Below are 24811 nucleotides of genomic sequence, written 5' to 3'. Positions count from 1 at the left end.
CGGATCCCGCGCTCTGGTAGAGGCCAACCTTGGTTGGCAGACGTGGCGTCGAGCCTGCTCGTTTGCGGTTTCATCCGTTCAGCCCCAGCCGGATGCCGAACCCCACCAGGAACAGGCCAGCCACGCGGCGCAGCGCATCGCTGATCCGTGGGTGCTGGATCAGGCGGCGACGGGCCAGGTTGCCGACCCCGATCAACATCGAGCAGTAGGCGATGCTGACCACCAGGATGATGCCCGCCAGCGCTGCGAAGGTAGCGATGCCCTGGTGCGCCTTGGGATCGATGAACAACGGCAGGAAGGCCATGTAGAACAGGATCGCCTTCGGATTGAGCAGGCTGACCAGGATCGCCTGCTGGAAGTAGCGGCCCGGCTGCATGCGGATCGGGCCGGCGTCACCGCCGTCATGCTTGGGCGTGCGCAGCAGGCTGATGCCCACCCACACCAGGTAGGCCGCACCCAGGTACTGCACCGCGTGGAACACCAGCGGGTTGGCCTTGAGCAATGCGGCAACGCCGGCCAGCGCCAGCCACATCAGGATCTGATCGCCGACCAGCAGGCCGGCCAGCGCGGTGTAGCCGCCACGCACGCCGCCACGGCCGGTGGCGGTCAGCAGGGTGAAGGTGCCAGGGCCGGGCAGGGCGAGAAACACCAGCACAGCGACCAGAAACGTCCACAGGTCCTGGATGCCCATCCACGGCATGGCGGCGTTCTCTTGTTACGGGGGGCCGCCATTGTCGGTCAGCGCCGGGATTGGCGACAGGGGGCCGGTGGACCCACCAGGCATGCCAGACAGCAGCGGTTGCAGGTGCTGGCGCAGCTGCGCGTGCAGTTGTCGCACGGCCGGCGAGAACTGCTTGCGGTGCGGGCATACCAGCTGCAGCGGGATGCTGCTGCCAACACCGTCCAGCAGCAGCTGCAGGCGCCCGGCCAGCACGTCCTCGCGCAGGTCCAGCCAGGACTTGTAAGTGATGCCTTCGCCGGCCACCGCCCAGCGTCGCACTACATCGGCGTCGTCGCAGACCAATGGGCCGCGCACCGGCATCACCACACGGCGTCCATCCACGTCGAACGACCAGCGATCGTAGGCGCGGCCACTGAGCTGGTAGACCAGGCAATCGTGCTCACGCAGATCCTCCAGGCGGGTGGGTGTGCCACGCCGCTGCAGGTAGTCGGGCGAGGCCGCGAGTACGCGCCGATTGCCTTCCAGCAGGGGCAACGCCACGTAGCTGGCGTCGTCGAAGTGGCCGATGCGGATCGCCACGTCGACCGGGTCGCGGAACACATCGGCCACTTCGTCGGACAGGCGCAGGTGCAGGCGCAGCCGCGGGTGCGCAGCGCGGAAGGCGCTCAGCCAGGGCAGCAGCAGGTTGCGGCCGAGGTCCGAGGGAGCCGACAGCTGCAGGGTGCCGTGCAGCTCGGTGTCCTCGCCCTGCACGCGCGCCTGGCCCTCGCGCAGGGTGGCCAGCACCTCCTGCGCGTACGGCAGGTACAGCGCGCCCTCGCCGGTCAGGCGCAGGCTGCGGGTGGTGCGCACGAACAGGCGCAGGTCCAGCTCGCGTTCCAGCCGCGCCACAGCTGCAGCCACCTGGCCGGGCAGCAGGTCGGCCTCGCGCGCGGCCTGCGAGAAGCTGCCCAGCGCGGCAGTGCGGACGAACAGCTGCAGATCGTCGAAGCGGATCATCTTCATTGCCAGAGTGAAAGTGCTGACCGATTCTGCGCCTTTCTGCGGGAGCGCGCGCGGCGCAACCTGTCGCCTCCTTCCCCACTGGACCGCTGCCATGCGCGCCATTGCCTACACCCAAGCCGGCCTGCCGATCGATGATGCCCGGGCCCTGATCGACATCGAACTGGAGCTGCCGCAGCCCGGCCCGCGTGATCTGCGGGTGGCGGTGCACGCGGTGGCAGTGAACCCGGTCGACACCAAGGTCCGCCGCGGCGTGGCCACCGATGGCCCGCGCGTGCTGGGCTGGGATGCGGTCGGCATCGTCGACGCAGTGGGCAGCGAGGTCACCCTGTTCCAGCCTGGCGATGCGGTCTACTACGCCGGCGTCATCGACCGCCCGGGCAGCAATGCCGAGTACCAGCTGGTGGACGAGCGCAGCGTCGGCCGCAAGCCGGCCAGCCTCGACGATGCGGCCGCCGCCGCGTTGCCACTGACCGCAATCACCGCCTGGGAGCTGCTGTTCGACCGCCTGCGCATTCCCGAGGGCGGCGGTGAAGGCCAGACCCTGCTGGTGATCGGTGCTGCCGGTGGCGTTGGTTCGATCCTGGTGCAGCTGGCGCGCCGCCTGACCAAGCTGACCGTGATCGGCACCGCCTCGCGCCCGGATACCCAGGACTGGGTCCATGCGATGGGCGCGCATCATGTGATCGACCATAGCCTGCCGCTGGCCGAGGGCCTGGCCCGGCTCGGCATCAGTGAGGTACAGCACGTGGCCAGCCTGACCCATACCGACCAGCACTACGCGCAGATCGTGGAACTGCTGGCGCCGCAGGGCCAGCTGGGGCTGATCGATGATCCGGGCCAGGTCGACGTGATGGCGCTCAAGCGCAAGGCACTGTCCCTGCACTGGGAATCGATGTTCACCCGACCGCTGTACAAGACCGCCGACATGCAGCGCCAGCATGACCTGTTGAATCGGGTGGCCGAGCTGATCGACGGCGGTGTGCTGCAGACCACCCTGGGCGAGCACTTCGGCCGCATCGATGCCGCCAACCTGCGGCGTGCCCACGCGCTGCTGGAAAGCCATCGCGCCAAGGGCAAGATCGTGCTGGAAGGCTGGTAAGGCCCGGTTTCTCCTGTAGAGCCGAGCCTGCGCTCGGCTCTACAGCGCTTCATCCACGCACGGCGTGGATCAGCCGTGTCGACCAAGGTCGACACCTACCAACAGCTGCGGAAGCCACTGCTCAGGCCACACCGTTGTCGACGTGGGCGGCGAAACCCGGCTGCTGGCGCAGGCGTTCGAACCACGCCGCGAGGTGTGGCAGCACGGGCTTGTTGCCAGGCGTGCTGCGCCAGCGTTGGGTCGACAGCCCGAGCACGATGTCAGCGAGAGTAAAGGTGTTGCCTGCCACGTAGCCGTCGGTAGCGCCCAGCTGTGCATCAAGCACCGCCATCAGCCGGTTCCACTGCACCAGGCTGGCCTCGGCGCGGGCGTCATCCGGATAGTCCGGATGCTGGCGCACGCGCGCCATGAACACCTGTCGCCAGGCACTGTTGAGGTCGCTGGCCTGCCAGTCCATCCATTGCTCCACCCGTGCACGGGCCTGCGCCGCGGCGGGCAGCAGGTCCTCGCGTCCGCCGCGCGTGGCCAGGTAGCGGCAGATGCTGTTGGATTCCCACAGCACGAAGTCGCCATCGCGCAGCACCGGGACCTGCCGGTTCGGGTTCAGCGTGGCCAGCAGCGCCGACGATGGCGTCGGTTCGTGGTGGAGCGGGAGATCCAGCACGGCGCCCAGCCACAGTACCTTGCGGACGTTGATCGAGGTCGCCTTTCCGTACAGGGTGAGCATGGTCCTGACGCAGCAGTTGAGACTCGGCCAGCCTACACTTGCCCCATGCAAACCGAATATCTGCTTATTGGCGCCCTTCTATTGGCCGTGCTCATCCTGCAGCTGGTCGCCCTGCTGCGCCGCCCGCCGCACGATCGCCTGGAACAGGCGGTGCGTGAGGAAGCGCGCTCCGGGCGCAGTGAACTGCGTGAACAGCTCGATGGCTTCGCCCGCGCGCTGACCGATCTGTCCACCCGCACCGACCAGCGCCTGGACCTGCTGCGCGAAGCGCTGGGCGAAGACGCGCGCAAGGCGCGTGCCGAAGCGGCCGAGAGCCAACAGCGGGGCGCGGCGTTGATGGGACAGCGCCTGCAGGAACTGCGCGCGCAGCTGGAAGTGTTCGGCCAGCAGCAGGAGGCCCGCATCCATGCCTTTGGCCAGCAGCTGCAGGAACTCACCGGGCGCACCGATACCCAGCTCGGCGCGCTGCGCCAGACCCTGGTGGACGATGCGCGCAAGGGGCGCGAGGAAGGTGCGCAGTCGCAGCAGCGCCTGACTGAAAGCCTGGGCCTGCGCCTGCAGGAACTGACCCAGCGCAACGAACAGCGCATCGCCGAGATGCGTACGACCCTCGAAGAACAGCTGCGCGCGCTGCAGAACGACAATGCGCAGAAGCTGGAGCAGATGCGCCACACCGTGGATGAGAAGCTGCAGTCGACGTTGGAAACCCGCCTGGGCAATTCCTTCAAGCTGGTCTCCGAACGCCTGGAGCAGGTGCAGCGCGGCCTCGGCGAGATGCAGCAGCTGGCCACAGGCGTCGGCGACCTCAAGCGCGTGCTGACCAACGTCAAAAACCGCGGCAGCTGGGGCGAAGTGCAGTTGGAGAACATTCTCGAGCAGACGCTGACCCAGGAGCAGTACGCGCGTGCGGTGAAGGTGCGCCCGGACAGCGGCGAGATGGTTGATATTGCGGTGCGCCTGCCGGGTCGCAGCGGCGACGACACGCCGGTGTGGTTGCCGATCGACTCCAAGTTCCCGCGTGAGGACTACGAGCGGTTGCTGGACGCGCAGGAGCAGGGCGACGCCGAGGGTGTGCGCCTGCAAGGCATCCAGCTGGAGCGCGCGGTACGCGTGCAGGCGAAGTCGATCTGCGACAAATACATCGCGCCGCCGCACACCACCGACTTCGCGGTGATGTTCCTGCCCACCGAAGGCCTGTATGCCGAAGTGATCCGGCGCCCGGGCCTGGTTGATCTGCTTCAGCGCGAGCACCGCGTGGTGGTGGCCGGGCCAACCACGGTCACCGCCCTGCTCAACAGCCTGCAGATGGGCTTCCGCACGCTGGCCATCGAGCAGCGTTCCAGCGAGGTGTGGAGCCTGCTGGGCGCGGTGAAGAGCGAGTTCGGCAAGTTCGCCGGCATCCTGGAAAAGGCCGAGAAGCAGATCACCACGGTTGGTCGCAGCATCGGCGAGGCCAGCCGCAAGACGCGTACGATCGAACGGCGCCTGCGTGGCGTGGAGTCGCTGGCATCCGAACAGGCGCAGTCGCTGCTGGGCGATCTGGCCGAGAGTGATGCGGCGGGCGAGGACGAAGGCAGCGACGGCGACACCGACGAGGCCTGAGTCACGCGGATACGCCGCCTGCATCGTCGATGCGTATGCTGGCGGCCTGTCCGTCTCGATCAGGTACCGCCATGCGCCTGTGCCTCTGTACCAGCCTCGTCCTGACCGCGTTGCTTGCCGCCTGCAGCAGCGCACCACCGGCTGCCGATACGGCGGCGACACCTGCCGCAGCCACCAGCCCTGAAGCAGCCGAGGCGTACCGCGAAGCGCGTGACGTCGACTGCCAGGCAGCGGGTGGCACCCTGCAGCGGCTCGGCCGGCTGCAGCGCGAGCAATGCGTGATTCCCCATGCTGATGCCGGCAAGGCCTGCAGCCGCAAGAGCGACTGCACCGGCCAGTGCCTGGCCACGGGCGAAGTGGCCGCCGGCAGTGCCGCCACCGGTACATGCCAGCGCGATGCCAGCCAGAACTTCGGTTGCCGCCAGCGCATCGAGGATGGAAAGGCGCTGGGCACGATCTGCGTGGATTGATCGTAGCGCCGGTCGCAGGCCGGCAACCGCATGAACCCTTGCGAACGGTCGCACGATTGCCGGCCAGCGGCCGGCACTACCGGCATCGCGCGGCGCTATGCTGGTGGGCCATTCCCCGCTGTTGCCGGAGCCCCCGCGTGAGCACCCCGATCCAGGACATTTCCCTCACCACCATTGACGGCCAGCCGTCCTCGCTTGCCGACTACCAGGGCAAGGTGCTGCTGCTGGTCAACGTCGCCTCCAAGTGTGGCCTGACCCCGCAGTACGAAGGCCTGCAGGCGCTGTATGCGGAAAAGCACGCGCAGGGCCTGGAAGTGCTGGGCTTCCCCGCCAACAACTTTCTCGGCCAGGAGCCGGGCAGCGAGGCGGAAATCCAGCAGTTCTGCCAGCTCACCTACGACGTCAGCTTCCCGATGTTCTCCAAGATCAGCGTGGCCGGTGACGACACCCACCCGCTGTACCAGCAGCTGACCGCCGCACAGCCGCAGTCGATCGGCGAAGGCCCGCTGCGTGAGCGCCTGGCCAGCAAGGAGATCCCGATCCATCCGGCACCGGCGGTGCTGTGGAACTTCGAGAAGTTCCTAATCGGCCGCGACGGCAAGGTCATCGCCCGCTTTGCCCCGGACGTGGCCGCTGACGATGCGCGCGTGCGCGAGGCCATCGAGGCAGCGCTGGCCGCCTGAGGAAAGCGTGCCAACCAAGGTTGGCACCTACCGGAGAAGAATCTCGCTGGAAAAGAAAACCCCCGCCGAGGCGGGGGTTTTCATGCGTCGATGGAAGGACTCAACGAGTCCACTGCGGCATCGGCATCGCATCGACCGGGATCGGCGAATTGGCGTCGTCGTGACCACGGTCGCGCTTGCTGCGCAGATCGTTCTCGATCTGGTAGTTGCGGCGCTGCATCCACGCGTCGCGGACCAGAGAGTACTCGTCCACGGCGGTGTCGCGAAGGTCGTCGATCGCCAGCAGCTGGGCGCGGGTATCGACCAGCTGCAGGCCCTGCAGGCCGATACGCAGCTTGTCCTCTTCGATGCGGCGGATCGGCGACAGCGGAATGTCACCGGCCAGGCCGAACACATCGCGCACGGTGCGCGGGCCGAAGAACGGCAGTTCCACGTAGCGCGAACGACGCCAGCCCCAGGCACCCAGGGTCTGCCCGAAGTCTTCATTGCGACGCGGCACCATCGCCTTGCTGGCCGGATCGAACAGGCCACCGATACCCAGCGTGCTGTTCATCAGGAAGCGGCCCAGGCTGTCCCAGGCATCGCCACCGCGGCCCTGCAGCAGCTGGTTGGTGATGGTCACCGGCGCACGCAGGTTGCTGAAGAAATTGCTGACACCGGTACGCGCGAAGCGCGGCACCACGTGGGTATAGGCGGTGGCCAGCGGGCGGGCGATGCCGCGGTCAACCGCGTTGTTGAACTTGTGCACCTTGCGGTTGAACGGTTCCCACGGGTCGTAGGCCGCTGCACTGCCGGTGTTGCCGGCACCACCGTAGAGGGCATCGAAGTCGTCGTCACCGCCCGGTGCGGTGGCGGCTGCAGCCTTCGCAGCGTCGGTGTCGGCGCTGGACGCGGCCGCTGCCTGAGGCAGACTGGCCGCAGCCGGCGGGCTTGCGACGGGTGCGGCCGAGCCGGCTTCGGCCGCTGCGGTATCGACGGCAGGGGCCTCGGCGGTGGTGCTGGCCGGGACCACGGTGCTGGCCACCGGTGCATCGCTGCGCGCGGGTTTGCCGGCGCAGGCGGTGAGGGCGGTGGCCAGGACGATCAGGGGGAGAGTGCGTACGACGTTCATGTCAGCTCGCAGCAGAAGTAGCGTTGAAATCCAGGTCGGGCGACAGCCGGTAGGCCGCGCTCAATTCGTTGTAGCCGGCCGGCGCGCCGGAGATCGCCAGCGGATGGCCGCTCGTGCGTGCACGCGCGGCCAGCTCAGCCAGCAGGGCCAGGCCGGCGCTGTCCACGCGCTCGACCTCGCCCAGCTCCAGCCGTGCCAGTTTCGCCGGCAGTGCCTGAAGTTGCGGCCACAGTGCGATCACCGCGGCACGGTCGAGCACCCCGCGCAGGCGCAGGGTGTCGCCTTCCAGCAGCGCCAGCGCGTTACTTGCCATTGCCCGCGGGCCCGGCCTGCATGCTGCCGCTGTGCAGTTCGGTGGCCACCTGCTTGATGCCCTTCTGGCGCAGCGGGGTGTCAAACTGGTTGCGGAAGGTCTGCACGTAGGAGATGCCTTCGATGTTGACGTCGAAGATCTTCCACTGGCCGTTCACGTTGCGCATCCAGTACTCGACCGGGGTCGGCTCGTTGCCGGCGCGCACCAATTCGGTGCTCACGCGCACGCCACGATTGCCCGGCAGCGGGCTTTCACCCTTCAGGCGGAAGCTCGGCTTGCCCTGGATGTTCAGCAGGGTCGAACCGTAGCGCTGCATCAGGCTGTCAGCCATCGCATCGGCGAACAGCTTGATGTCAGCATCGGAAGCACCGCGGGCGTGCGGGCCCAGCACCAGGCGCGCGGCATAGTCGCGGTCGAAGGTGCGGGTCAGCTCGCTGTCGATGTAGCTGCGCAGGCTGGCCGGGTTGCTGGTGAATTCGCTCTTGCGCTGCTGCAGGGTGCTCAGGATGCGGCTGCTGGCATCGATCACCACCTTGCCCGCCTGCCCCTGCCCCTGCGCCGCGGCTGCGGCGGGAGCGGCGGCCTGCGCCTGGGCGAGGAACGGAGTGGCTGCCAGCAGCGCCGAGGCGAGCAGGGCCGGGATCAGTTTCATCTTCATGGTTGCGGTTCCGTTGCAGGCGCCTGCGCGCCATCGTTGGGCTTCTGAGCAGCGCCTCCACCGGCGCCGCCACTGAACATGTACTTGCCGACCAGCTGGATCAGGTCCACGGCGGGCTGGGTGAAGACGATCTCGTCGCCGGCCTTGAGCACGTCCGGATCACCGCCCGGCTGCAGACCGATATAGCTCTCGCCCAGCAAACCGCTGGTGAAGATGCCGGCCGAGGTGTCCGCCGGCAGGTCCTTGACCTTGCTGTCCATGCGCAGGGTCACGATCGATTCGAACTTCACCGGGTCCAGGTCGATCGAAGCGACCTGGCCGACGGTGACGCCGCCGATCTTCACCGGCGCCTGCTTGCGCAGCTGCCCAACCTGGGAGAAGCGTGCCTTCAGGTCGTAGCCTTCGCTGCCCCAGCTCCAGCGCTGGTTGGTCGAGGCCACGGCCAGCACCATCAGCGAGGCCAGGGCCAGCAGCAGGAAGGCGCCGACGGAGAATTCGAGTCTGGGACCGCGGATGGCCATGTGGATTACCTGATCGAGTCGTTGTGGCTGCGCGCCGATGCGCACCGCCGGTGGAGGGGTTAGGTGAACAACATTGCCGACAGCACGAAGTTGAACATCAGCACCAGCAGCGAGGCGTTGACCACCGCACGGGTAGTGGCGACAGAGGTGCCTTCGATGGTCGGTTCGGCATGGAAGCCGACGTAGGACGCGACCAGTGCCGCGGTGCCGCCGAAGATCGCCGACTTCAGCATCGCCACGCCGAAGTCGTCCCAGAAGTCCACGCTGTTGCGCAGCGCCGACCAGAACACGCCATTGTCCAGGCCCAGCACGTGTACTGCTTCAAAGTAGCTGGCGCTGATCGCCAGCGAACAGAACACGCCGGTCAGCAGCGGCACGGTCAGCACCGCCGCCCAGAAGCGCGGCGCCACGGCCTTGGCCACTGGATCGATGGCCATCAGCTCCAGTGCCTTGATCTGGTCGGTGGCACGCATCAGGCCCAGTTCGGCGGCGATCGAGCTGCCGGCGCGGCCGATGAACAGCAACGCGGTCAGCACCGGTGCCAGTTCGCGGTACAGCGACAGGCCGAGCAGGGTCGATAGTGCGTCGGCCGCACCGAAGGTGGTCAGCGTGCGGTAGCCCTGCAGGGTCAGCACCAGGCCGACGAAGGCACCACCGACGGCGATGATCGGCAGCGAGCGCGCACCGATCTTGTAGATCTCGCGGGTCAGCTCGCCCAGGAAATCACGGGTCGGCAGCGAACCACGCAGCACGGTCAGCGAGAACAGGCCGGCACGGCCCAGCGAGCGGGTGGCTTGGACGAACGGCATCAGGCGACCCTCGCGCGCGGCGCGGCATCGAACGGAATGGGGCCATCGGGCTGGCCATGCAGGAACTGCCGCAGCAGCGGGTCCTGGCTGGACTGCAGCGCTTCGGGAGACCCCTGGAACACGACGCCGCCATTGGCGATCGCGATCACCTGATCGCAGATGGGCAGCGTCTCGTGCACGTGGTGGCTGACGATGATGCTGGTCAGGCCCAGGCTGTGGTTGAGGCGCTGGATCAGGCTCATGATCACCCCCGAGGCGATCGGGTCCAGCCCGGTCAGCGGCTCGTCGTAGATCATCAGTGGTGGGTCCAGTGCCAGCGCGCGGGCCAGCGCTACGCGCCGGGCCATGCCGCCGGACAGCTCACGCGGCCAGGCATCGGCGGCGGCCAGCAGGCCCACCGCATGCAGCTTCATCTGCACCAGCCGGCGCAGTACCGCAGCGGGCAGGCGGGTGTGGGTGCGCAGCGGCAGCGCCACGTTCTCGGCCACGGTGAGGTCGGTCAGCAGGCCATTGCCCTGCAGCAGCACGCCCACGCTCTTGCGCATTTCCAGCAGCGCGCCGCTGTTGTGCGGAATCGGCTTGCCGAACAGGGTGACCTCGCCGGCGACCGGGCGCAGTTCGCCGGTCAGCGCCGCCAGCAGGGTCGACTTGCCACTGCCGGACGGACCGAGCACCGCAGTGATGCTGCCCTTGGGCACCTGCAGCGACACGTCGCGCAGGATCGTGCGCCCGCTCCGGTCGATGCGGACGTTGGATAACTGCACCAGACTGGAGGCGGAAGCCGACATGGGCACCATTAACGTTTTTTAGACATCGAAGGATCGGGCCCGTCTGCTGAACATAAGCAGACTGGACGGTCCAGTATTGTTGCACGGCAAGCCCTCGCGCAGGCCGGGACAATCGACAGGGGTCCCGGAACAATCCGTACCGGCGATGGCCCGGATCATTGAATACTGCGTGCCGTGCTGCACACTGTGCACGATGAGTGACCCGGGCAGCGATTTCCGCCTCTACCATTCCAACTCCCTGGACGTGCTGGCCGCGCTGCTGGCGCGCAACGTGCGTGCGCCGGTATCTGGCCAGCCGTTGCTGGCACCGGAAGTGGTGCTGATCCCGCAGGTGGCGATGCGGCGTTGGCTGCAAGCGACACTGGCGGCTGAGTTTGGCGTTGCCGCCAATCTTGAATTCCTGACCCCGGGCGAGTTCGTGGCCCGTGCGCTGAAGGCCAATGTCAGCGGCGAGCAGGACGACCTGGACGCGGCCGGCCTGCACTGGAAGCTGTACCAGGCACTGCGTGACCCGGTACTGCTGGCGCAGCCCCCGATGCGCGCGCTGCAGTCCTATCTTGCCGGTGGCGACGCGTTGAAACCGTGGGCGCTGGCCGGCGAGCTGGCCTCGGTGTTCGAGAAGTACCAGGCCTGGCGTCGTGACTGGCTGCTGCGCTGGGCCGCCGGTGCCGATCCGGCCGACCCGCAGGCGATCCTGTGGCGCACCATCACCCACGGCCACGACTATCGCGCGCGCCGCATCCAGGAATACCTGGACCGCTTCGAGGGTGCCGGTAAGCCGCTGCCGCAGGGCTTGCCGCTGCGCATGTCCGCGTTTGCGACGCTCAACATCTCGCCCGACGTGCTGCGGGTGATGGCCACCCAGGCGCGTGTCGGCGAGCTGCACTTCTATATGCCCACCCCGGTGCAGTCGTACTGGGGCGATCTGCAGACCCTGGCCGAGCGCCTGCGCAGCGGCGCGCCGGACCCGTTCGGCGAGGCCGCAGGCGAGAACCGCCTGCTGGAAGCCTGGGGTGCGGCGGGCCGCGACTTCATGGCGGTGCTGGGCAGCTACGAGGTGGTGCACCCGGCCGGCGAGATTGCGGCCTATTCCGATCCGGAGGAGGACACACGCCCGAGCCTGGACCAGGGCGGCCTGTCCGATAGCCTGCTGCATCGCCTGCAGCGCGATCTGTTCCACCGCCGCGCGCTGCCCTCGGGCGAGCTGCGCGACGGGCTGCGCAGCGACGACCCCAGCCTGCAGGTGCACGCCTGCCACACCCGCCTGCGTGAGCTGCAGGTGCTGCACGACCAGCTGCGCAGCCTGCTGCAGGACCCGCGCTTCGACCCGCCGCTGCAGGCGCGCGAGATCGCGGTGCTGGCGCCGGACATCGATCCCTACGTGCCGTACCTGGAAGCGGTGTTCGGCGGCCGTGGTGGCGAGGAGGAGCACATCCCCTATGCGCTGGCCGACAGCAGCCCGCTTGCAGGTGAACCACTTGCCGATGTGTTCGTGCACCTGCTGGGGCTGCCGGTATCGCGATTCGGGCTCAATGAAGTGCTGGACCTGCTGGCCAGTGCACCGCTGGCCGAAGCGGCTGGGCTGGAAGCGGTGGACTTCGACCGCCTGCATGGCTGGCTGCAGCAGGCCGGTGCACGCTGGGGTCTGGATGCGAAGCACCGCCACCAGCACCAGGCGCCGGCCGACGACGCCTACACCTGGCAGTTCGCGCTGGACCGCCTGGTACTCGGTCACGCCACCGGCAGCGAGACCGACCTGGCCGGCGTGGCGCCGTGGATCGAGCTGGAAGGGGGTGCGCTGGAAGCGCTGGACCGGCTGCTGCGCCTGCTGCGCGTGCTGGCGATCTACCAGCGTCGCCTCGGCGAGCTGCTGACCCCGGCGCAGTGGCGGCAGCGGCTGCTGTCGCTGCTCGATGCACTGTTGCCCACCGCGCCCAGCTCGCCCAACAGCCAGCGCGCGCTGGAGCGCCTGCGCAAGCTGCTCAACCAGTTTGCCGACGATGCCGCCAAGGCCGGTTTCGAAGACGGCGTGCCACCGGAGGTGGTGCGTTCGCACTTCGCCGGTGCGCTGGGCGAGGCCGATACGCGCGCACCGCTGCTGACCGGTGGCATCAGTTTCGGCCGCATGGTGCCGATGCGCCTGCTGCCATTCCGGGTGATCTGCGTGCTGGGCCTCAATGACGGTGATTTCCCGCGCCGTGACCCGGCTGCCGGTCTCAACCAGCTCACCGCCGAGCTGGATACGCCGCGCCGCCGTCCGGGCGACCGCTCCACGCGCGAGGACGACCGCTTCCTGTTCCTGCAGCTGTTCGCCGCCGCGCAGGAGGTGTTCTATCTCAGCTATCTCGGCGCCGATCCGCGCGATGGAAGCGTGCGCGAGCCCTCGGTGCTGGTCAGCGAACTGATCGATGCCGCCGCTGCGTATCACCTCGATCCGCCTCTGGCGGTCCGCGACTTCACCGTGCGCCACGCACTGCAGCCGTTCTCGCCAGCCGCGTTTGGTGATGGCGATCCACGCCGCTTCAGCTATCGCCGCCAGTGGCATCCGGCGGCCGGTCGCCTCACCGGCCAGCGTGGTGGACTGCAGCCGTGGTTCGATGCACCGTTGCCACCGCCGCTCGACGATGCGGTGGAAGACGAGGTCGCGCTCGATACCCTGCGCCGTTTCCTGTGCGATCCGGCCGGGCAGTTCCTGGCGCAGTCGCTGGGCCTGCGCCTGGCTGACGAGGTCGAGGAGGTCGATGACCTGGAACCGCTGGTGCTGTCTTCGCGTGGCCCGGAAAAGCGCAGTGTGCAGGCGGCGGTGGTGCGCGCTGCGCTCAGTGGCGATATCGAGCCGTTGTACCCGCGCTTGCGCGCACGCGGCCTGCTGCCCTCGGGTCCATTGGGCGAGCGCCAGTTCGAGGTGGAGCAGTTGAAGACGCGCCCGTATGCCAGTGCATTGCTGGGCTGGATGCAGGGCGAACCACTGGAAAGCCGTCGCTATGAGGTGGAGATCGATGGCGTGCGCCTGCATGGCCGCGTGGCCGATCGGCATCCCGAAGGGCTGGTACGCCTGCGCGCCGGCACGCTCAATGGCAACGCAGTGATCCGTCAGGGCCTGGACTGGCTGCTGGCCAACGCCGCCGGCGACGCATTGCCCCTCGTGCAGTTCCACGATGGCGGCGATGCCGGTCCGGGCCCGCATGTGCTGCCGGCACTGAGCGTTCCCGCTGCACGGGCGGCGCTGCGTGCACTGCTGCAGCTGCGCCAGCGTGGCCTGCGTGAACCGCTGCGCTTTGCCCCGTATACCGGCTGGGTGCTGTACAACGCGCCGGCAGAAAAACAGCGCAGCGAAGGCTGGAAGCAGTGGCACGGCAGCGACCGCAGCTGGGGTGAAGCCAGCAGCGACGCCTGGCAGCTGCTGCTGCGTGGCGCCGACCCGTTCGCCACCGATGCCAGCTATGCCGACCTGCTGCGCAACAGCCAAGTGGTCTTCAGCGCGGTGCGCGAAGGCCGCACCCTCGGCGCCGAAGCACGCCAGGAGGGCGGCGCATGAACACCGCCATCGCCGAAGACGGCATCGAATCCCTCAACCGCGATCCCTATCTGGCCCTGCCGCTGGACGGCATCCGCCTCATCGAAGCCAGCGCCGGCACCGGCAAGACCTTCACCCTGGCCACGCTGTTCACCCGGCTGGTGGTGGAGCAGGGCCTGCGTATCGGCCAGATCCTGGCAGTGACCTTCACCGATGCCGCCACCCAGGAACTGCGCAAGCGCATCCGCGAGCGCCTGGCGCTGGCCGCGCGCCTGGTCGATCTGGAAGCGGCCGAGGGTGAAGCACCGGACGTGCGATTGACCCGCGAGGTACTGCAGCGCCATCTACAGGTCGGAACCGAGAGCGCGGCCGCATTGAAGCGACGCCTGCAGGTGGCCGCCGATGAGATCGACCTGGCTTCGATCTTCACCATCCACGGCTTCTGCACCCGCGTGCTGCGTGAGCATGCGCTGGAAAGCGGCCATACCTTTGATCCGCCGGAACTGCTGGCCAGCGATCGTGAACTGCTGGAGGAGCTGGCCGCTGACCTGTGGCGCGTGCATGCCAACGACCCGGCCACGCTGGAGCCGCTGACCTGGCTGTGGTCCAACCCGGATGCGCTGGCCGCCGATCTGCGCGCGCTGCTGGCTGCGCCGCCACTGCACCCATTGCCACAGGCGGTGGCGCTGGCCGATCCACACCCGGCATTGCAGTGCGCGGCGGAAGCACTGTCGGCAAGCGTGCGCGAGCATGGCGAGCAGTTCTTCATCGACCTCTGCGATGCCGTCGACAACAAGTGGATCAACGGGGTGTCCTACAAGCTGGGCTGGCTGCACCCGCTGGGCCGGCAGCTGCTGGCCTGGGCCGAGCGTGCCGACCCGCGCGAACTTCTGGCCAGCGAACGCCTGCCAGCACTGCTGCCGGATGTACTGGCCGAAAAGACCAACAAGAAATTCCCCGATCGCACGCCGTCGTCGCCATTGCAGGCGCCGTTGGCGCGCTATGTCGCGCTGCTGGCCGAACGCGATGCCTGGTTGCGTGCCACTGCATTGAATTTCCTGCACGTGCTTCGCGCCGAAGCCACGCAGCGGCTGCAGGCGCTGAAGCGCACGCGCCGGGTGCAGACCTACGACGATCTGATCGATGGCGTGGCGGTGGCGCTGGAAGGCCCGCAACGGCTGCCACTGGTGAAACAACTGCGCGCGCAGTACCGCATCGCGCTGGTCGATGAGTTCCAGGACACCGACGACCGCCAGTGGGGCATCTTCCACACCGTGTTCGGCGATTCGCCGGAGGTACGCGAGCTCGGCCTGGCACCGGCGCTGTTCCTGATCGGCGACCCCAAGCAGGCGATCTATGGTTTCCGCGGCGGCGATATCCATACTTACCTGAAGGCCAGGCAGGTGGCGCAGCAGGCGCCTGTGCTGGACCAGAACTTCCGCTCGCGCCCGGCTGTGCTGCGTGCGCTGCAGGCGCTGTACGACAACGGTGGTGAGGACGCCTTCCTCGAAGGCGACATCCAGTTCGAGCCGGTGCGGCCCGGTGGCGTGCGTATCGATACGGACTATCTGCGCAACGGTGATGCCGCCGTGGCGCTGACCCTGCGCGTGCTGCGCAGTGGCGGTGACAAGGCAATGAGTGCCGATGCCTCGCGCGATGCGGCCACCCAGGCCTGCGTGGCCGCGATCCATCAGACCCTGGTCGCTGCGCGGGCCGGCAATGCCGTGTTGCGTGGGCGCCCGGTGCAGCCTGGTGACATCGCGGTGCTGGTGCGCTCGCATCGCGAGGCCACCCTGGTACAGCGCGCGCTGGCCGCGGTCGGCATTCCCGCGGTGGCAGCCGGCAAGCAGAGCCTGTTCGCCACCGCTGAAGCGCGCGATCTTCGTGCGCTGCTGCTGGCACTGCTGCAACCCGCCGACGAAGGCCGCCTGCGTGCGGTGCTGGCCACCGTGCTGCTTGGCCAGCGGGCAAGTGCGATCGCCGCGATGGAACGCGAGGGCGACCTGCAACGCGAGTTCCAGGCGCGGCTGCTGCATTGGCGCGAGCGCTGGCAACGCGGCGGGCCGTTCGCGGTGATTGCCGATGTCTGCGCCGCACAGGGCGAACGCCTGCTGGCGCTGATCGACGGCGAGCGCCGTCTGACCAATTACCTGCAACTGGGTGAACTGCTGCAGGAAGCCTCGGCGCAGGCGCTGGGCATGCACGGCCTGCTGGACTGGCTGCAGGGGCAGATGGCCAGCGCCGACCAGGATGACGAGCAACAGCTGCTGCGCTTGGAATCGGACGCGCGCCGCGTGCAGATCATAACCCTGCACAAGAGCAAGGGCTTGGAGTATCCGCTGGTGTTCCTGCCGTTTGTCGGCATCGACGGTGGCGCACCGAACACTGCCTCGCACTGCACGGTGCATGTGGGCGGCCAGCGCCAGCTGCACTGGAAGCTGGACAGGGACGAGGCCTGGGAAGCGGCGAGTGCCCAGCGCGAGCGTGAGCAGCGTGCCGAGGATGCGCGCCTGCTGTATGTGGGACTGACCCGTGCCGAGCATGCGCTGTGGATCGCAGTGGGCGATCTGGCGGGGCTCGGCAAGACGCGTCTGGCGCCGCTGCTGGGTGACCTGCAGGCGCTGCGCTCGCACGCCGATGTGTACATCGATGACAGTGAGGCACCGTCCTCGCTGCCACCGCTGGCGGCCGAAGTGGAAGGTGACCTTCCGGCGGTGCGTGCCCTGACCCGGCGCGTACCGCACGATTGGTGGGTGTACAGCTTCACCCAGCTCGCCCATGCCGATGCCGGCGCGGGCAGTGATATCGAAGCCGCCGCGACCGAGCTGCCGGCGCCCGCTGCTGACGAACCCGCTGGCCCGGAACTGCCACTGGAACCGGCGTTGCCGGAAGCCGCGGCGGCGGCCGAGGACAGCACACCGATCGACCCGCGCTTCATGGGCAGTCGTTTCGGCAACGTGCTGCACGAAGCCATGGAGAACGTCGATTTCGCTGCCTGGGGTGATTGGCAGCCCGGCCAACAAGCGCCAGAAGGCCAGGCCGAGGTGCTGCGCAAGGCGCTGCACGATGAGGGCTATGCCGATGCCGATCTGGACGATGGCGTGGCGGTGCTGGTGCCGCTGGTCGGCCACACGCTGACCGTACCGCTGCCCGAAGGCAGCGCGCTGCACAGTCTGGGCGAAGGCGAGCGCCGCGCGGAAATCGACTTCCATTTCGCCATCGAACCGACGACGGTGCCGGCGCTGCTGCAGGTGCTGCATGCGCACGGTGTTTCCAGCACGCGACGCGGCTTCGGCCAGCGCCGCCGGTTGGAAGGGCTGATGACCGGCATGATCGACCTGACCTATGTGCGCGACGGGCGCTGGTACGTGCTCGACTACAAGTCCAACCGCCTGCCTGGTTACAGCCCGGACCTGCTGGCCATTGCCATGCGCCACAGCGAGTACGACCTGCAGGCGCTGATCTACACCGTGGCCCTGCATCGCTGGCTGCGTTTCCGCCTGGGTGCGGCCTACGACTACGAGCGCGACATGGGCGGCATCCGCTATCTGTTCTGCCGCGGCCTGGATGCCGCCGGCAACGGTGTGCATGTGGACCGCTTCCCGTTGGCGCTGGTGGATGCCCTGGATGCGTTGTTCGCCGGTGGCGAACAGGCCCAGGCCGAACTGGCCGCGCGTGCCCGTGGAGCCGGCGCATGAGCCTGTTGAAGGAGCTGCACAAGAAAGGCTTGCTACGCACCCTCGACCATGCATTGGCGACCAGCCTGCAGCGGCTGCGCGACGACACGCCCGAGAGTGTGGCACTGGCGGCCGCCCTGGCTTCTTTGGCGGTATCGCAGGGACACGCAGCGTTCGATCCGGCACATCCGCAGCGGTTGCTGGAAGGCGTTCCCGAGTGGCCTGCCGCGCAGGACTGGCTGGCACAGTTGCGCGCATCGCCCTGGATCGCGACGCCGGAGCAGGCCGACGCCATCGCCGAGGATGCACCGCTGGTGCTGGAAAACGGGTTGCTCTACCTGCGCCGCTACCGTGAGTACGAGCGTCAGCTGGCGGCTGGGCTGCAGCGCATCGGCCGACATCCGCTGCCGGCGCCGGACATGGCAGCGTTGGCGCCGTTGTTCGCGCAGCTGTTCCCACAGGCACTGGGCGGCGAGGATCACCAGGCACGCGCCGCCGGCGTGACCCTGCGCCATCCGCTGGCGCTGGTCACCGGCGGCCCCGGCACCGGCAAAACCACCACCATCGCGCGCCTGTTGCTGCTGCTGGCCGCGCAGGCCCGGCAGGCCGGCCAGCCGCTTCCCGAGGTGGCGCTGGCTGCGCCTACCGGGCGCGCCGCCGAGCGCATGGCCGAGAGCCTGCGCGTGGCCGTGCAAAGGCTGCAGGAACAAGGACTGGACCCGGCGTTGTGCACGGCGCTGCCCAGTACCGGCACCACCCTGCATCGCCTGCTCGGCGTGATTCCCGATTCACCGCGCTTCCGCCATCACGCCGATAACCCGCTGCCGGTGGACGTGGTCGTGGTCGACGAAGCCTCGATGATCGATCTGCCGATGATGGCCAAGCTGGTCGATGCGATCGACAGCGGCACCCGGCTGATCCTGCTCGGCGATCCCGACCAGCTGCCGTCGGTCGAAGCCGGCGACGTGCTCAGCGCGATCCTGCGTGCCAGCGGCGACGGCATCGGCACCCGTGCCGACGACGCGCAGGCGTTGCACGGCCTGCTGGCGCCGGCCACCTTGCAGCCGCAGGCCTCGCCACGCGCCTTCGCCGGCCGCCGCGTGCAGCTGCAGCGCGGTTACCGGCAGAGCGATGCGCTGGACCTGGCACCGCTGGCACATGCCGTGCGCGAGGGCGACAGCAGCACCGCGCTGCAGCTGCTGCGCAGTGGTGAACTGGCCGGCGTGCATTTCCACGAAGGCGAAGCCGATCCGCTGCGTGGCCAGCGTGAGCACCTGCTGGGCCATTGGCGCGCGCTGGCCGACACCGCCGATCCGGTACGGGCCCTGCAGCAGGCGGGTCGCCTGCGCGTGCTGACCGCCTTGCGCGAAGGCCCGCAGGGCGCGCGCGGGCTCAACAGCCGTATCGAACAGCTGCTGGCCGGCAACACCCCCGGCTACTTCCAGGGCCGCCTGCTGCTGGTCACCGAGAACAGCTACCGGCATCGCCTGTTCAACGGCGATATCGGCATCTGCCTGCGTGATGGCAGCGGCGCGATGGTGGCCTGGTTCCCCGGCGACAGCGTCGATCAGCCGCGCGCCTTCCACCCGGCCGCACTGCCCGCGCACGAAAGCGCCTTCGCGATGACCGTGCACAAGGCGCAGGGCTCGGAGTTCGACGAAGTGTGGTTGCAGCTGCCGCGCCAGGACAGCCGCGTGCTGTCGCGCGAACTGGTCTACACCGGCCTGACCCGCGCCCGTCAGGTCCTGCATGTGGCCGGCAGTGCCGACGTGCTGCAGGCCGCGCTGAAGCGCCACGCCAGCCGGTTGGGTGGCCTGGCCTGGCGACTGGGTGCGGAAGCGGTGGTCGAAAAATCGGCGCGTACTGAACAGCCTACGGTGCAGGGCACATTGTTCTGAATCGGGGTCGGATCCCGTTCCCAATGGGAACGGGCTCTGACCTTCGTCGCCGAGGCACGCGTGCTCCGGGTCAGAGCCCTCCCTCCGGGAGGGGTCCGACCCTGCGTCATTCCGCGATCAGTACCAGCCCATCGGGGAACACGATCGCCGCTTCGTCCGCACTGACATCGAAGAACCCCACGCCGTGCTTCTCGGCCAGGTCCTGCACGCGGCCATGCGCGCGCTCGGCCACCGAATAGGCGAATGCACCGTAGATCACCTGACTACCGATGCTGTACTCGGTCACCTCGGCACGATCATCGTCGTCATTGCTCAACGGCCCGTTCATTGGCGGGAACTCCTGCGCCATCTCCGCGAACCACGCCTGCAACGCGGGACTGCTGACCACTGGGTCGTCGTACTCGTGGCGCTCGTTCCACTGCGTCTGCTTCTCGAACCAGGCGATGAAGGCCGCGGCCTCGCGTGGGGCGGCACTGGCCTCGAACACCATCATGTCGTAACTCATTGAACCGTCCTGTTGCAGCGGCAGGGTCGGATCCCTCTCTGCAGGAGAGGGCTCTGACCCCTGCGCGGAGTCTGTGGTCGCACAGGGTATCGCGCTACGGCTGTGCGTCCGCACTCATCGCCAGCCCCGGCGCCAATGCCTTGGCCTCCGGGAACAGCGCGAAGCGCAGGCCGATCAGGCCCATCAGGGCTTCATCGCGGGCCTTGCAGGCAGCCACGCTGCCGACCCGGCCCAGCGAGGTATCCAGCCGCTCGCGCAGCGCTTCGGCCGCCACAATCGGCTTGCGCGCGGCAATCTGTCGCCGGTAGTGCACGGCCACTTCTTCCAGGATGTGCTCGACCGCTTCGCGGCTGCGCTCGGGCAGTTCCAGTCGCGCGCGGCGCAGCTGCAGGATGTTCAGGCCGATGCGCGCTTCGTTGAGCATATCCACCGAGGCGATGTCGCTGCCCTCCGGCGTCGCCGCCAGTCGTGGGGCGAGCAGGCCCAGCAGGTCGAGCATGCGTGCGGCGAAGCGCTGCCGATCCTGCTGGCCCCGCCCCTCGGCGGCTTCGGCCAGCGTGGTCCAGCCCTGCCGCACCAGTCGGCGTGCGGTCCACTCGGCACCCACCGAACGGAACAGGCGGGTCATCACCACCGCAAAACCAATGCCGATGAACATCGCGATCGACGAGTTGAGGAAGGTCTGGATGTTGGCGCTGTAGGTGTTCTGCAGGCTCAGCAGCGCGGCCAGGTTCACCGTCAGCGGCAGTGCGAACAGCGCGCTCTTCGGATGGTGCAGCATCAGCCCCAGCGGCAGGAACGCAACCGCCAGCACCAGTGCCAGCAGGCCAAAGTCGTGCACCGCCGGGAACACGCCGAACAGGTACACACCGGCCACCACCGAGGCAACCATCGCCCACACCAGGAACGACACCATGCTCGGTGCCGGGTCGTCCTGTGCGGCGAAGAACGCGGCGGTCACCGCGGCCATCATCGCGCCGTTGCCGCCGCCTTCCCAACCCAGGCCGATCCACAGCACGCAGTAGCTCATCAGCGCCACGCCGGCGCTGAGCGCGGAGAACAGCGCCATGCCGTAGTCGACGTGCTTGTCGGCGGGCACGCGTTCGGTGCGGATGCGGTAGTGCGCGCGGTCCAGCGGCGCAGTGCCGTGGTCGATCGCATGCTGCAGGGTACGGCAGTCCTGCCACAGGTCCACCAGCTCCTCCAGGCGCAGCAGCAGGCTGGCCAGCTGCAGATGCTGCAGGTCGCGGTCCACCTGCGGCTTCAGTGCGCTGATGCGCGCGCGCAGGCGGGCGTACTCGCTGGCGTTGGTCGGCCCGTCCAGCCAGTCGTGGATGTCATCGACCAGCGCCGGCAGGCCTTCGGGCAGGGCGTGGCCATCGCTGCGCAGCGCGCTCAGGCGGTCGGCAATCGAGGACAGCACCGGCAACAGCAGCAGCATGCGCTCGCGCAGGCGCTCCATCGACACCGCCGAACCGGCATGGCGCGGATCATCACGGCGCAGGAATTCGATCAGCGCCTCGAACTGCACCAGGTCGGCGGCCAGCCGGTTGCGTGGCGCATGCGCGCGGCCACGTTCAAGGATCTGCCGGCACCACTGCGCGGCGTCCTCCATCCAGTTGCCGATGCGCGCGCGCAGCATCGGGCGTACCGAGGCCGGGAACAGCAGCGAAGCAAACAGCACTGCCACCACCGTACCGAGGATGATCTCCTCGCTGCGTGCCACCACCGTGTCGAAGATGGTTTCCGGCGAGGTCACTGCCGGGAAGCCGATGAAGGCGGTGGTGTAGCCGGCCAGCAGGAATGCGTAACCGCGCGGGCCACGGTTGAGCAGGGCCATGAACAGGCAGCCGGCCAGCCAGATCGACATCGCCGCGCTCAGCACCAGCGGCGTTTCCACCAGCGCCGGCAGCACCAGCAGGGTGGCCAGGCCCGCCACCAGCGTGCCGACGATGCGGTACACGCCCTTGGCCCGGGTGGGGCCGAGCAGCGGTTGGCTGACGATGTACACCGTGCCCATCGCCCAGTACGGGCGCGACAGGTTGCCGGCCATGGCGATGTACAGCGCGGCTACCGCAGCCAGATAGGTCTTGATCGAGAACAGCCAGGCCTGGCGGTCGGTCAGCGCGTTCATGGCTTACTTCGCTGCGGTCGGGGCGTTGGGCGCGGCGGCGCTGGCCTGCCAGCCACCACCCAGCACCAGGAACAGGTGGATCTGGTCGCGCGAGACCTGCGCTTCGGCGGCGGCCAGGGTGGCGTCGCTGGTGGCCAGGCTGCGGTCGGCATCCAGACTGGACAGGTACGGCGTGCGGCCGCCCTGGTACAGCCGGCGGTTCTGCTCGGCGGCCAGCGCGGCCTGCTCCTGCGCGATGCGCAGCGACTGCAACCGGCGCAGGTCCTGCGCATAGCGATCCAGCGCGGTCTGGGTCTCGCGCAGCGCCTGCAGCACGGTGTGGTCGAACTCGGCCAGGGCTGCATCGGCACCCGCCTCGGCGGCGTGGATGCGCGCATGCGTGCCCGAGGACGGCAGCGTCCACGAGATCAACGGGCCGATCGACCACTGCTGGGTCATCGGCGTGCCGAAGTCTTCCAGCAGGCCGGCGGCACCGAGCGAGGCACCCAGGCGGATGTCCGGGTACAGTTCGGCAGTGGCGACACCAATCCGCGCCGTGGCCGAGGCCAGCTTGCGCTCGGCCTGGCGCACGTCCGGGCGACGCTGCAGCAGCGCACGGCCATCACCGACCGGCAGCGGCTGCGCCAGGCTGGGGGCATGTGCACAGTCGATCACGCCGGCCGGCAGCTGACCCGGGGTCTGCCCGAGCAGGGCGGCCAGCGAATAGGCGGCGGCCGAGCGCTGCGCATGCAGCGGTGGCAGTGCGGCTTCCAGCAGCGCCACCTGCGCATTGGCGCGGGCCAGTTCCGGCGGTGTGCCGCGGCCAGCCGCGATCAGGCGCTCGGTGACCGTACGGCTGCGCTGCTGCAATTGCAGGGAATGCTCGGCCACGTGCAGCTCGTGGTTGGCGTGGCAGATTTCCAGGTAGCTGTCCGCCACCTGCGCGACCACGCTGACCTGGGCCAGATCGCGTGCTGCGGCGACCGACTGCTCGTCGGCACGCGCCGCTTCGGCGCCGCGCTTGAGCTTGCCGAACAGGTCGAACTGGTAGCTCACCGCGAACTTGCCGTCGGCCAGGTTGATCACCGGCAGCTCGTGCTCCTGCAGGAACGACTCGGCCGACAACTGTGCGCGGCTGACGCCGGCTTCGGCCTCGTACTCGAAGCCACCGGCGTCCATCGCCTGCTCGTACACCGCAGCAGCGCGGCGCAGATGCGCGTCGGCGGCCTTCAGTTCGACGTTGTCGCGCAGCGCCTGGGTGATCAGCCCGTCCAGCACCGGGTCGTTGTACAGCGACCACCAGCGTGCCGGCAGTGCCTGGTTGGCAGCCACTTCGGGGTTGTGGGTATCGATGAACGCGGCATTCGCTTGCGGCCGCTTGAACGCCGAGCCCTCGGGCAATGCGTAATCCGGGCCGACGGTTCTGCACGCAGCCAGGCTGGCCAGCGCGACGATCAGGCCAAGGCGGGGCAGGGCGGCGTTCACAGGCCCGCCTGTGTCGGCGCGGTGCCGGCCTTGTCGTTGTGCGGATGGCGGCCGGTGTCCACGGTCACCGTGGCGGTGCGGCCGGCGATCAGTTCCACGCCCTTGGGCACCTCGTCGATGGCGATGCGCACCGGAATGCGCTGCGCCAGCCGCACCCAGTCGAAGGCCGGGGTCACGTTCGGCAGCAGGGTGCTGCCATTGCTGCGATAACGGTCCTCGATGCCGGCGGCGATGCTTTCGACATGGCCACGCAGCGGGGTCGATTCGCCCATCAGGCGGATGTCCACGGCTTGTCCCGGGGCCACGCCACGCAGGCGGGTTTCCTCGAAGTAGCCGTCAATGCGGAACGAGCCGGTATCCAGCAGCGCCAGCACCGGCTTGCCGGCCACCACGTAGTCGCCCACGCGCATGGTGCGGTCGTTGACGCGGCCATTGGCCGGCGCACGCACTTCCGTACGGGCCAGGTTGAGTTCGGCCAGGTCGACCGCCGCCTGCGCGGTGGCCAGCGCGGCCTGGGCGGCCTGCAGCTTGGCGCGGCGTACTTCGGCATCCTCGGCGGCGACCAGGTCCTGCAGGCTGCGATCACGCCCGATCTCGCGGCGCAGCTGCGTTACCGATGCCTGGCGTTCGGCCAGGCTGGCGCGGCTCTGTTCCAGCGCGATGCGGTAGCGCGCCCGATCAATCACGAACAGCAGATCGCCCTTCTTCACCGCCTGGTTGTCGGCCACCTGCACTGTTTCCACCAAGCCGGACACATCCGGTGCGACCTGCACCACGTCGGCGCCGACATGGGCGTCGCGGGTCCATGGCTCATCCATGTAGTAGACCCACAGCTGGCGCAGCACCAGCAGGGCGACGATCACGGCTGCGCTGGTGAGCAGCACCGGCAGGGTCTTCTTCACGATCTTGTTCACGATTGCATCCAACGCAGAAGGTGGAACAGCAGGCCAAGCACGATCCCGTACAGGGCCAGGTTGAACAGCGCCGGGTGCCATACATGGCGATAGGCGCCGGCACGCTGCAGCAGCGCGTGCAGGCCGCTGTTGACCAGATAGGCCAACAACATCAACCCGAGCAGGGTCGGGACGAACACTCCGTGGAGACTGAATTCACCGGGCATCGGTAGGGGCGGGGGCGAGGTGGGGGAG

General features: G+C 68.5%; 21 protein-coding genes. 7 read left to right on the top strand and 14 right to left on the bottom strand.

The features are described from left to right. Positions 1–70: 70 nt before the first annotated feature. Positions 71–700, bottom strand: a complete 630-nt coding sequence (gene leuE / locus DI041_RS17485; RefSeq protein WP_046983831.1) for a leucine efflux protein LeuE — start codon at positions 698–700, stop codon at positions 71–73. A gap of 15 nt (positions 701–715) precedes the next feature. Then, positions 716–1687, bottom strand: a complete 972-nt coding sequence (locus DI041_RS17480; protein ID WP_046983830.1) for a LysR family transcriptional regulator — start codon at positions 1685–1687, stop codon at positions 716–718. Between the two features lie 91 nt (positions 1688–1778). Between DI041_RS17480 and DI041_RS17475 the strand changes: the two genes are divergently transcribed. Next, positions 1779–2786: a zinc-binding alcohol dehydrogenase family protein gene (locus DI041_RS17475; RefSeq protein ID WP_046983829.1), complete on the top strand. Its 1008-nt coding sequence runs from the start codon at positions 1779–1781 to the stop codon at positions 2784–2786. Positions 2787–2907: 121 nt separating this feature from the next. Here DI041_RS17475 and DI041_RS17470 read toward each other — a convergent pair whose 3' ends face one another. Continuing rightward, the gene (locus tag DI041_RS17470) at positions 2908–3513 is read right to left on the bottom strand and encodes a glutathione S-transferase family protein (protein ID WP_136639520.1); all 606 of its coding nucleotides are present in this window, start codon (positions 3511–3513) and stop codon (positions 2908–2910) included. Between the two features lie 45 nt (positions 3514–3558). Here DI041_RS17470 and rmuC point away from each other — a divergent pair, with 45 nt between their 5' ends. From rmuC to DI041_RS17455, 3 genes are all read left to right on the top strand, one after another. Continuing rightward, entirely contained in the window at positions 3559–5115 is a 1557-nt protein-coding gene (rmuC, locus tag DI041_RS17465) for a DNA recombination protein RmuC (RefSeq protein WP_046983827.1), read from the top strand. Positions 5116–5186: 71 nt separating this feature from the next. Beyond that, complete coding sequence (locus tag DI041_RS17460) at positions 5187–5585, top strand: hypothetical protein (protein WP_046983826.1); 399 nt, start codon at positions 5187–5189, stop codon at positions 5583–5585. Between the two features lie 137 nt (positions 5586–5722). Next, complete coding sequence (locus DI041_RS17455) at positions 5723–6268, top strand: glutathione peroxidase (protein ID WP_046983825.1); 546 nt, start codon at positions 5723–5725, stop codon at positions 6266–6268. Positions 6269–6368: 100 nt separating this feature from the next. Here the strand turns inward: DI041_RS17455 and DI041_RS17450 are convergent, their stop codons facing one another. The 6 genes from DI041_RS17450 to DI041_RS17425 are packed head-to-tail and all read right to left on the bottom strand — an operon-like array spanning position 6369 to position 10468. Next, positions 6369–7379 carry an MlaA family lipoprotein gene (locus DI041_RS17450; RefSeq protein ID WP_046983824.1) on the bottom strand — a complete coding sequence of 337 codons (1011 nt, stop codon included), beginning with the start codon at positions 7377–7379 and terminating at the stop codon, positions 6369–6371. Position 7380: 1 nt separating this feature from the next. Next, positions 7381–7692, bottom strand: coding sequence for an STAS domain-containing protein (locus DI041_RS17445; RefSeq protein ID WP_012512544.1), 312 nt, complete (start codon positions 7690–7692; stop codon positions 7381–7383). Then, on the bottom strand, positions 7682–8350 hold the full coding sequence (locus DI041_RS17440) for an MlaC/ttg2D family ABC transporter substrate-binding protein (protein ID WP_136639519.1): 669 nt from the start codon (positions 8348–8350) through the stop codon (positions 7682–7684). The genes DI041_RS17445 and DI041_RS17440 overlap by 11 nt, the downstream gene beginning before the upstream one ends. Continuing rightward, entirely contained in the window at positions 8347–8871 is a 525-nt protein-coding gene (mlaD, locus tag DI041_RS17435; protein WP_010487482.1) for an outer membrane lipid asymmetry maintenance protein MlaD, read from the bottom strand. Before mlaD ends, DI041_RS17440 begins: the two co-directional genes overlap by 4 nt. Before the next feature lie 59 nt (positions 8872–8930). Next, complete coding sequence (locus DI041_RS17430; protein ID WP_046983822.1) at positions 8931–9680, bottom strand: MlaE family lipid ABC transporter permease subunit; 750 nt, start codon at positions 9678–9680, stop codon at positions 8931–8933. Continuing rightward, positions 9680–10468 (bottom strand): ABC transporter ATP-binding protein, encoded by a 789-nt coding sequence (locus tag DI041_RS17425; RefSeq protein WP_046983848.1) that lies wholly within the window; start codon positions 10466–10468, stop codon positions 9680–9682. Before DI041_RS17425 ends, DI041_RS17430 begins: the two co-directional genes overlap by 1 nt. A gap of 193 nt (positions 10469–10661) precedes the next feature. Between DI041_RS17425 and recC the strand changes: the two genes are divergently transcribed. Genes recC through recD form a run of 3 tightly spaced genes read left to right on the top strand, consistent with a single transcriptional unit; the run spans position 10662 to position 19560 of the window. Further along, a complete protein-coding gene (recC, locus tag DI041_RS17420; protein ID WP_136639526.1) occupies positions 10662–14006 on the top strand; it encodes an exodeoxyribonuclease V subunit gamma in 3345 nt (1114 codons plus the stop codon). Beyond that, complete coding sequence (gene recB / locus DI041_RS17415) at positions 14003–17683, top strand: exodeoxyribonuclease V subunit beta (RefSeq protein ID WP_136639518.1); 3681 nt, start codon at positions 14003–14005, stop codon at positions 17681–17683. Before recC ends, recB begins: the two co-directional genes overlap by 4 nt. Beyond that, positions 17680–19560 (top strand): exodeoxyribonuclease V subunit alpha, encoded by a 1881-nt coding sequence (gene recD, locus DI041_RS17410; protein WP_136639517.1) that lies wholly within the window; start codon positions 17680–17682, stop codon positions 19558–19560. Before recB ends, recD begins: the two co-directional genes overlap by 4 nt. Before the next feature lie 106 nt (positions 19561–19666). On the opposite strand, the gene DI041_RS17405 is transcribed toward recD, so the two are convergent. The 5 genes from DI041_RS17405 to DI041_RS17385 all read right to left on the bottom strand — a co-directional run bounded on the left by DI041_RS17405 (position 19667) and on the right by DI041_RS17385 (position 24783). Then, on the bottom strand, positions 19667–20065 hold the full coding sequence (locus tag DI041_RS17405) for a hypothetical protein (protein WP_046988844.1): 399 nt from the start codon (positions 20063–20065) through the stop codon (positions 19667–19669). A gap of 94 nt (positions 20066–20159) precedes the next feature. Continuing rightward, positions 20160–22199 (bottom strand): FUSC family protein, encoded by a 2040-nt coding sequence (locus DI041_RS17400; RefSeq protein ID WP_046988843.1) that lies wholly within the window; start codon positions 22197–22199, stop codon positions 20160–20162. A 3-nt stretch (positions 22200–22202) separates the two neighbouring features. Then, positions 22203–23663 carry an efflux transporter outer membrane subunit gene (locus tag DI041_RS17395; RefSeq protein ID WP_136639516.1) on the bottom strand — a complete coding sequence of 487 codons (1461 nt, stop codon included), beginning with the start codon at positions 23661–23663 and terminating at the stop codon, positions 22203–22205. Continuing rightward, positions 23660–24577, bottom strand: coding sequence for an efflux RND transporter periplasmic adaptor subunit (locus DI041_RS17390; RefSeq protein WP_169050359.1), 918 nt, complete (start codon positions 24575–24577; stop codon positions 23660–23662). Before DI041_RS17390 ends, DI041_RS17395 begins: the two co-directional genes overlap by 4 nt. Further along, a complete protein-coding gene (locus DI041_RS17385) occupies positions 24574–24783 on the bottom strand; it encodes a DUF1656 domain-containing protein (RefSeq protein ID WP_010487502.1) in 210 nt (69 codons plus the stop codon). The genes DI041_RS17390 and DI041_RS17385 overlap by 4 nt, the downstream gene beginning before the upstream one ends. Positions 24784–24811 lie beyond the last annotated feature (28 nt).

The sequence above is a fragment of the Stenotrophomonas maltophilia genome, assembly GCF_004920835.1.
GTDB classification, from domain to species: domain Bacteria; phylum Pseudomonadota; class Gammaproteobacteria; order Xanthomonadales; family Xanthomonadaceae; genus Stenotrophomonas; species Stenotrophomonas maltophilia_AQ.
The sequence above is the reverse complement of the archived record's forward strand: the minus strand, read 5'-3'. Positions and strand labels throughout refer to the sequence as shown.

Bases quoted from the DNA above. Each gene is read 5' to 3' on its own strand.
- leuE (WP_046983831.1), bottom strand. From the start codon at position 700: ATGCCGTGGATGGGCATCCAGGACCTGTGGACGTTTCTGGTCGCTGTG.
- DI041_RS17480 (WP_046983830.1), bottom strand. From the start codon at position 1,687: ATGAAGATGATCCGCTTCGACGATCTGCAGCTGTTCGTCCGCACTGCC.
- DI041_RS17475 (WP_046983829.1), top strand. From the start codon at position 1,779: ATGCGCGCCATTGCCTACACCCAAGCCGGCCTGCCGATCGATGATGCC.
- DI041_RS17470 (WP_136639520.1), bottom strand. From the start codon at position 3,513: ATGCTCACCCTGTACGGAAAGGCGACCTCGATCAACGTCCGCAAGGTA.
- rmuC (WP_046983827.1), top strand. From the start codon at position 3,559: ATGCAAACCGAATATCTGCTTATTGGCGCCCTTCTATTGGCCGTGCTC.
- DI041_RS17460 (WP_046983826.1), top strand. From the start codon at position 5,187: ATGCGCCTGTGCCTCTGTACCAGCCTCGTCCTGACCGCGTTGCTTGCC.
- DI041_RS17450 (WP_046983824.1), bottom strand. From the start codon at position 7,379: ATGAACGTCGTACGCACTCTCCCCCTGATCGTCCTGGCCACCGCCCTC.
- DI041_RS17445 (WP_012512544.1), bottom strand. From the start codon at position 7,692: ATGGCAAGTAACGCGCTGGCGCTGCTGGAAGGCGACACCCTGCGCCTG.
- DI041_RS17440 (WP_136639519.1), bottom strand. From the start codon at position 8,350: ATGAAGATGAAACTGATCCCGGCCCTGCTCGCCTCGGCGCTGCTGGCA.
- mlaD (WP_010487482.1), bottom strand. From the start codon at position 8,871: ATGGCCATCCGCGGTCCCAGACTCGAATTCTCCGTCGGCGCCTTCCTG.
- DI041_RS17430 (WP_046983822.1), bottom strand. From the start codon at position 9,680: ATGCCGTTCGTCCAAGCCACCCGCTCGCTGGGCCGTGCCGGCCTGTTC.
- DI041_RS17425 (WP_046983848.1), bottom strand. From the start codon at position 10,468: ATGTCGGCTTCCGCCTCCAGTCTGGTGCAGTTATCCAACGTCCGCATC.
- recC (WP_136639526.1), top strand. From the start codon at position 10,662: ATGAGTGACCCGGGCAGCGATTTCCGCCTCTACCATTCCAACTCCCTG.
- recB (WP_136639518.1), top strand. From the start codon at position 14,003: ATGAACACCGCCATCGCCGAAGACGGCATCGAATCCCTCAACCGCGAT.
- recD (WP_136639517.1), top strand. From the start codon at position 17,680: ATGAGCCTGTTGAAGGAGCTGCACAAGAAAGGCTTGCTACGCACCCTC.
- DI041_RS17405 (WP_046988844.1), bottom strand. From the start codon at position 20,065: ATGAGTTACGACATGATGGTGTTCGAGGCCAGTGCCGCCCCACGCGAG.
- DI041_RS17400 (WP_046988843.1), bottom strand. From the start codon at position 22,199: ATGAACGCGCTGACCGACCGCCAGGCCTGGCTGTTCTCGATCAAGACC.
- DI041_RS17385 (WP_010487502.1), bottom strand. From the start codon at position 24,783: ATGCCCGGTGAATTCAGTCTCCACGGAGTGTTCGTCCCGACCCTGCTC.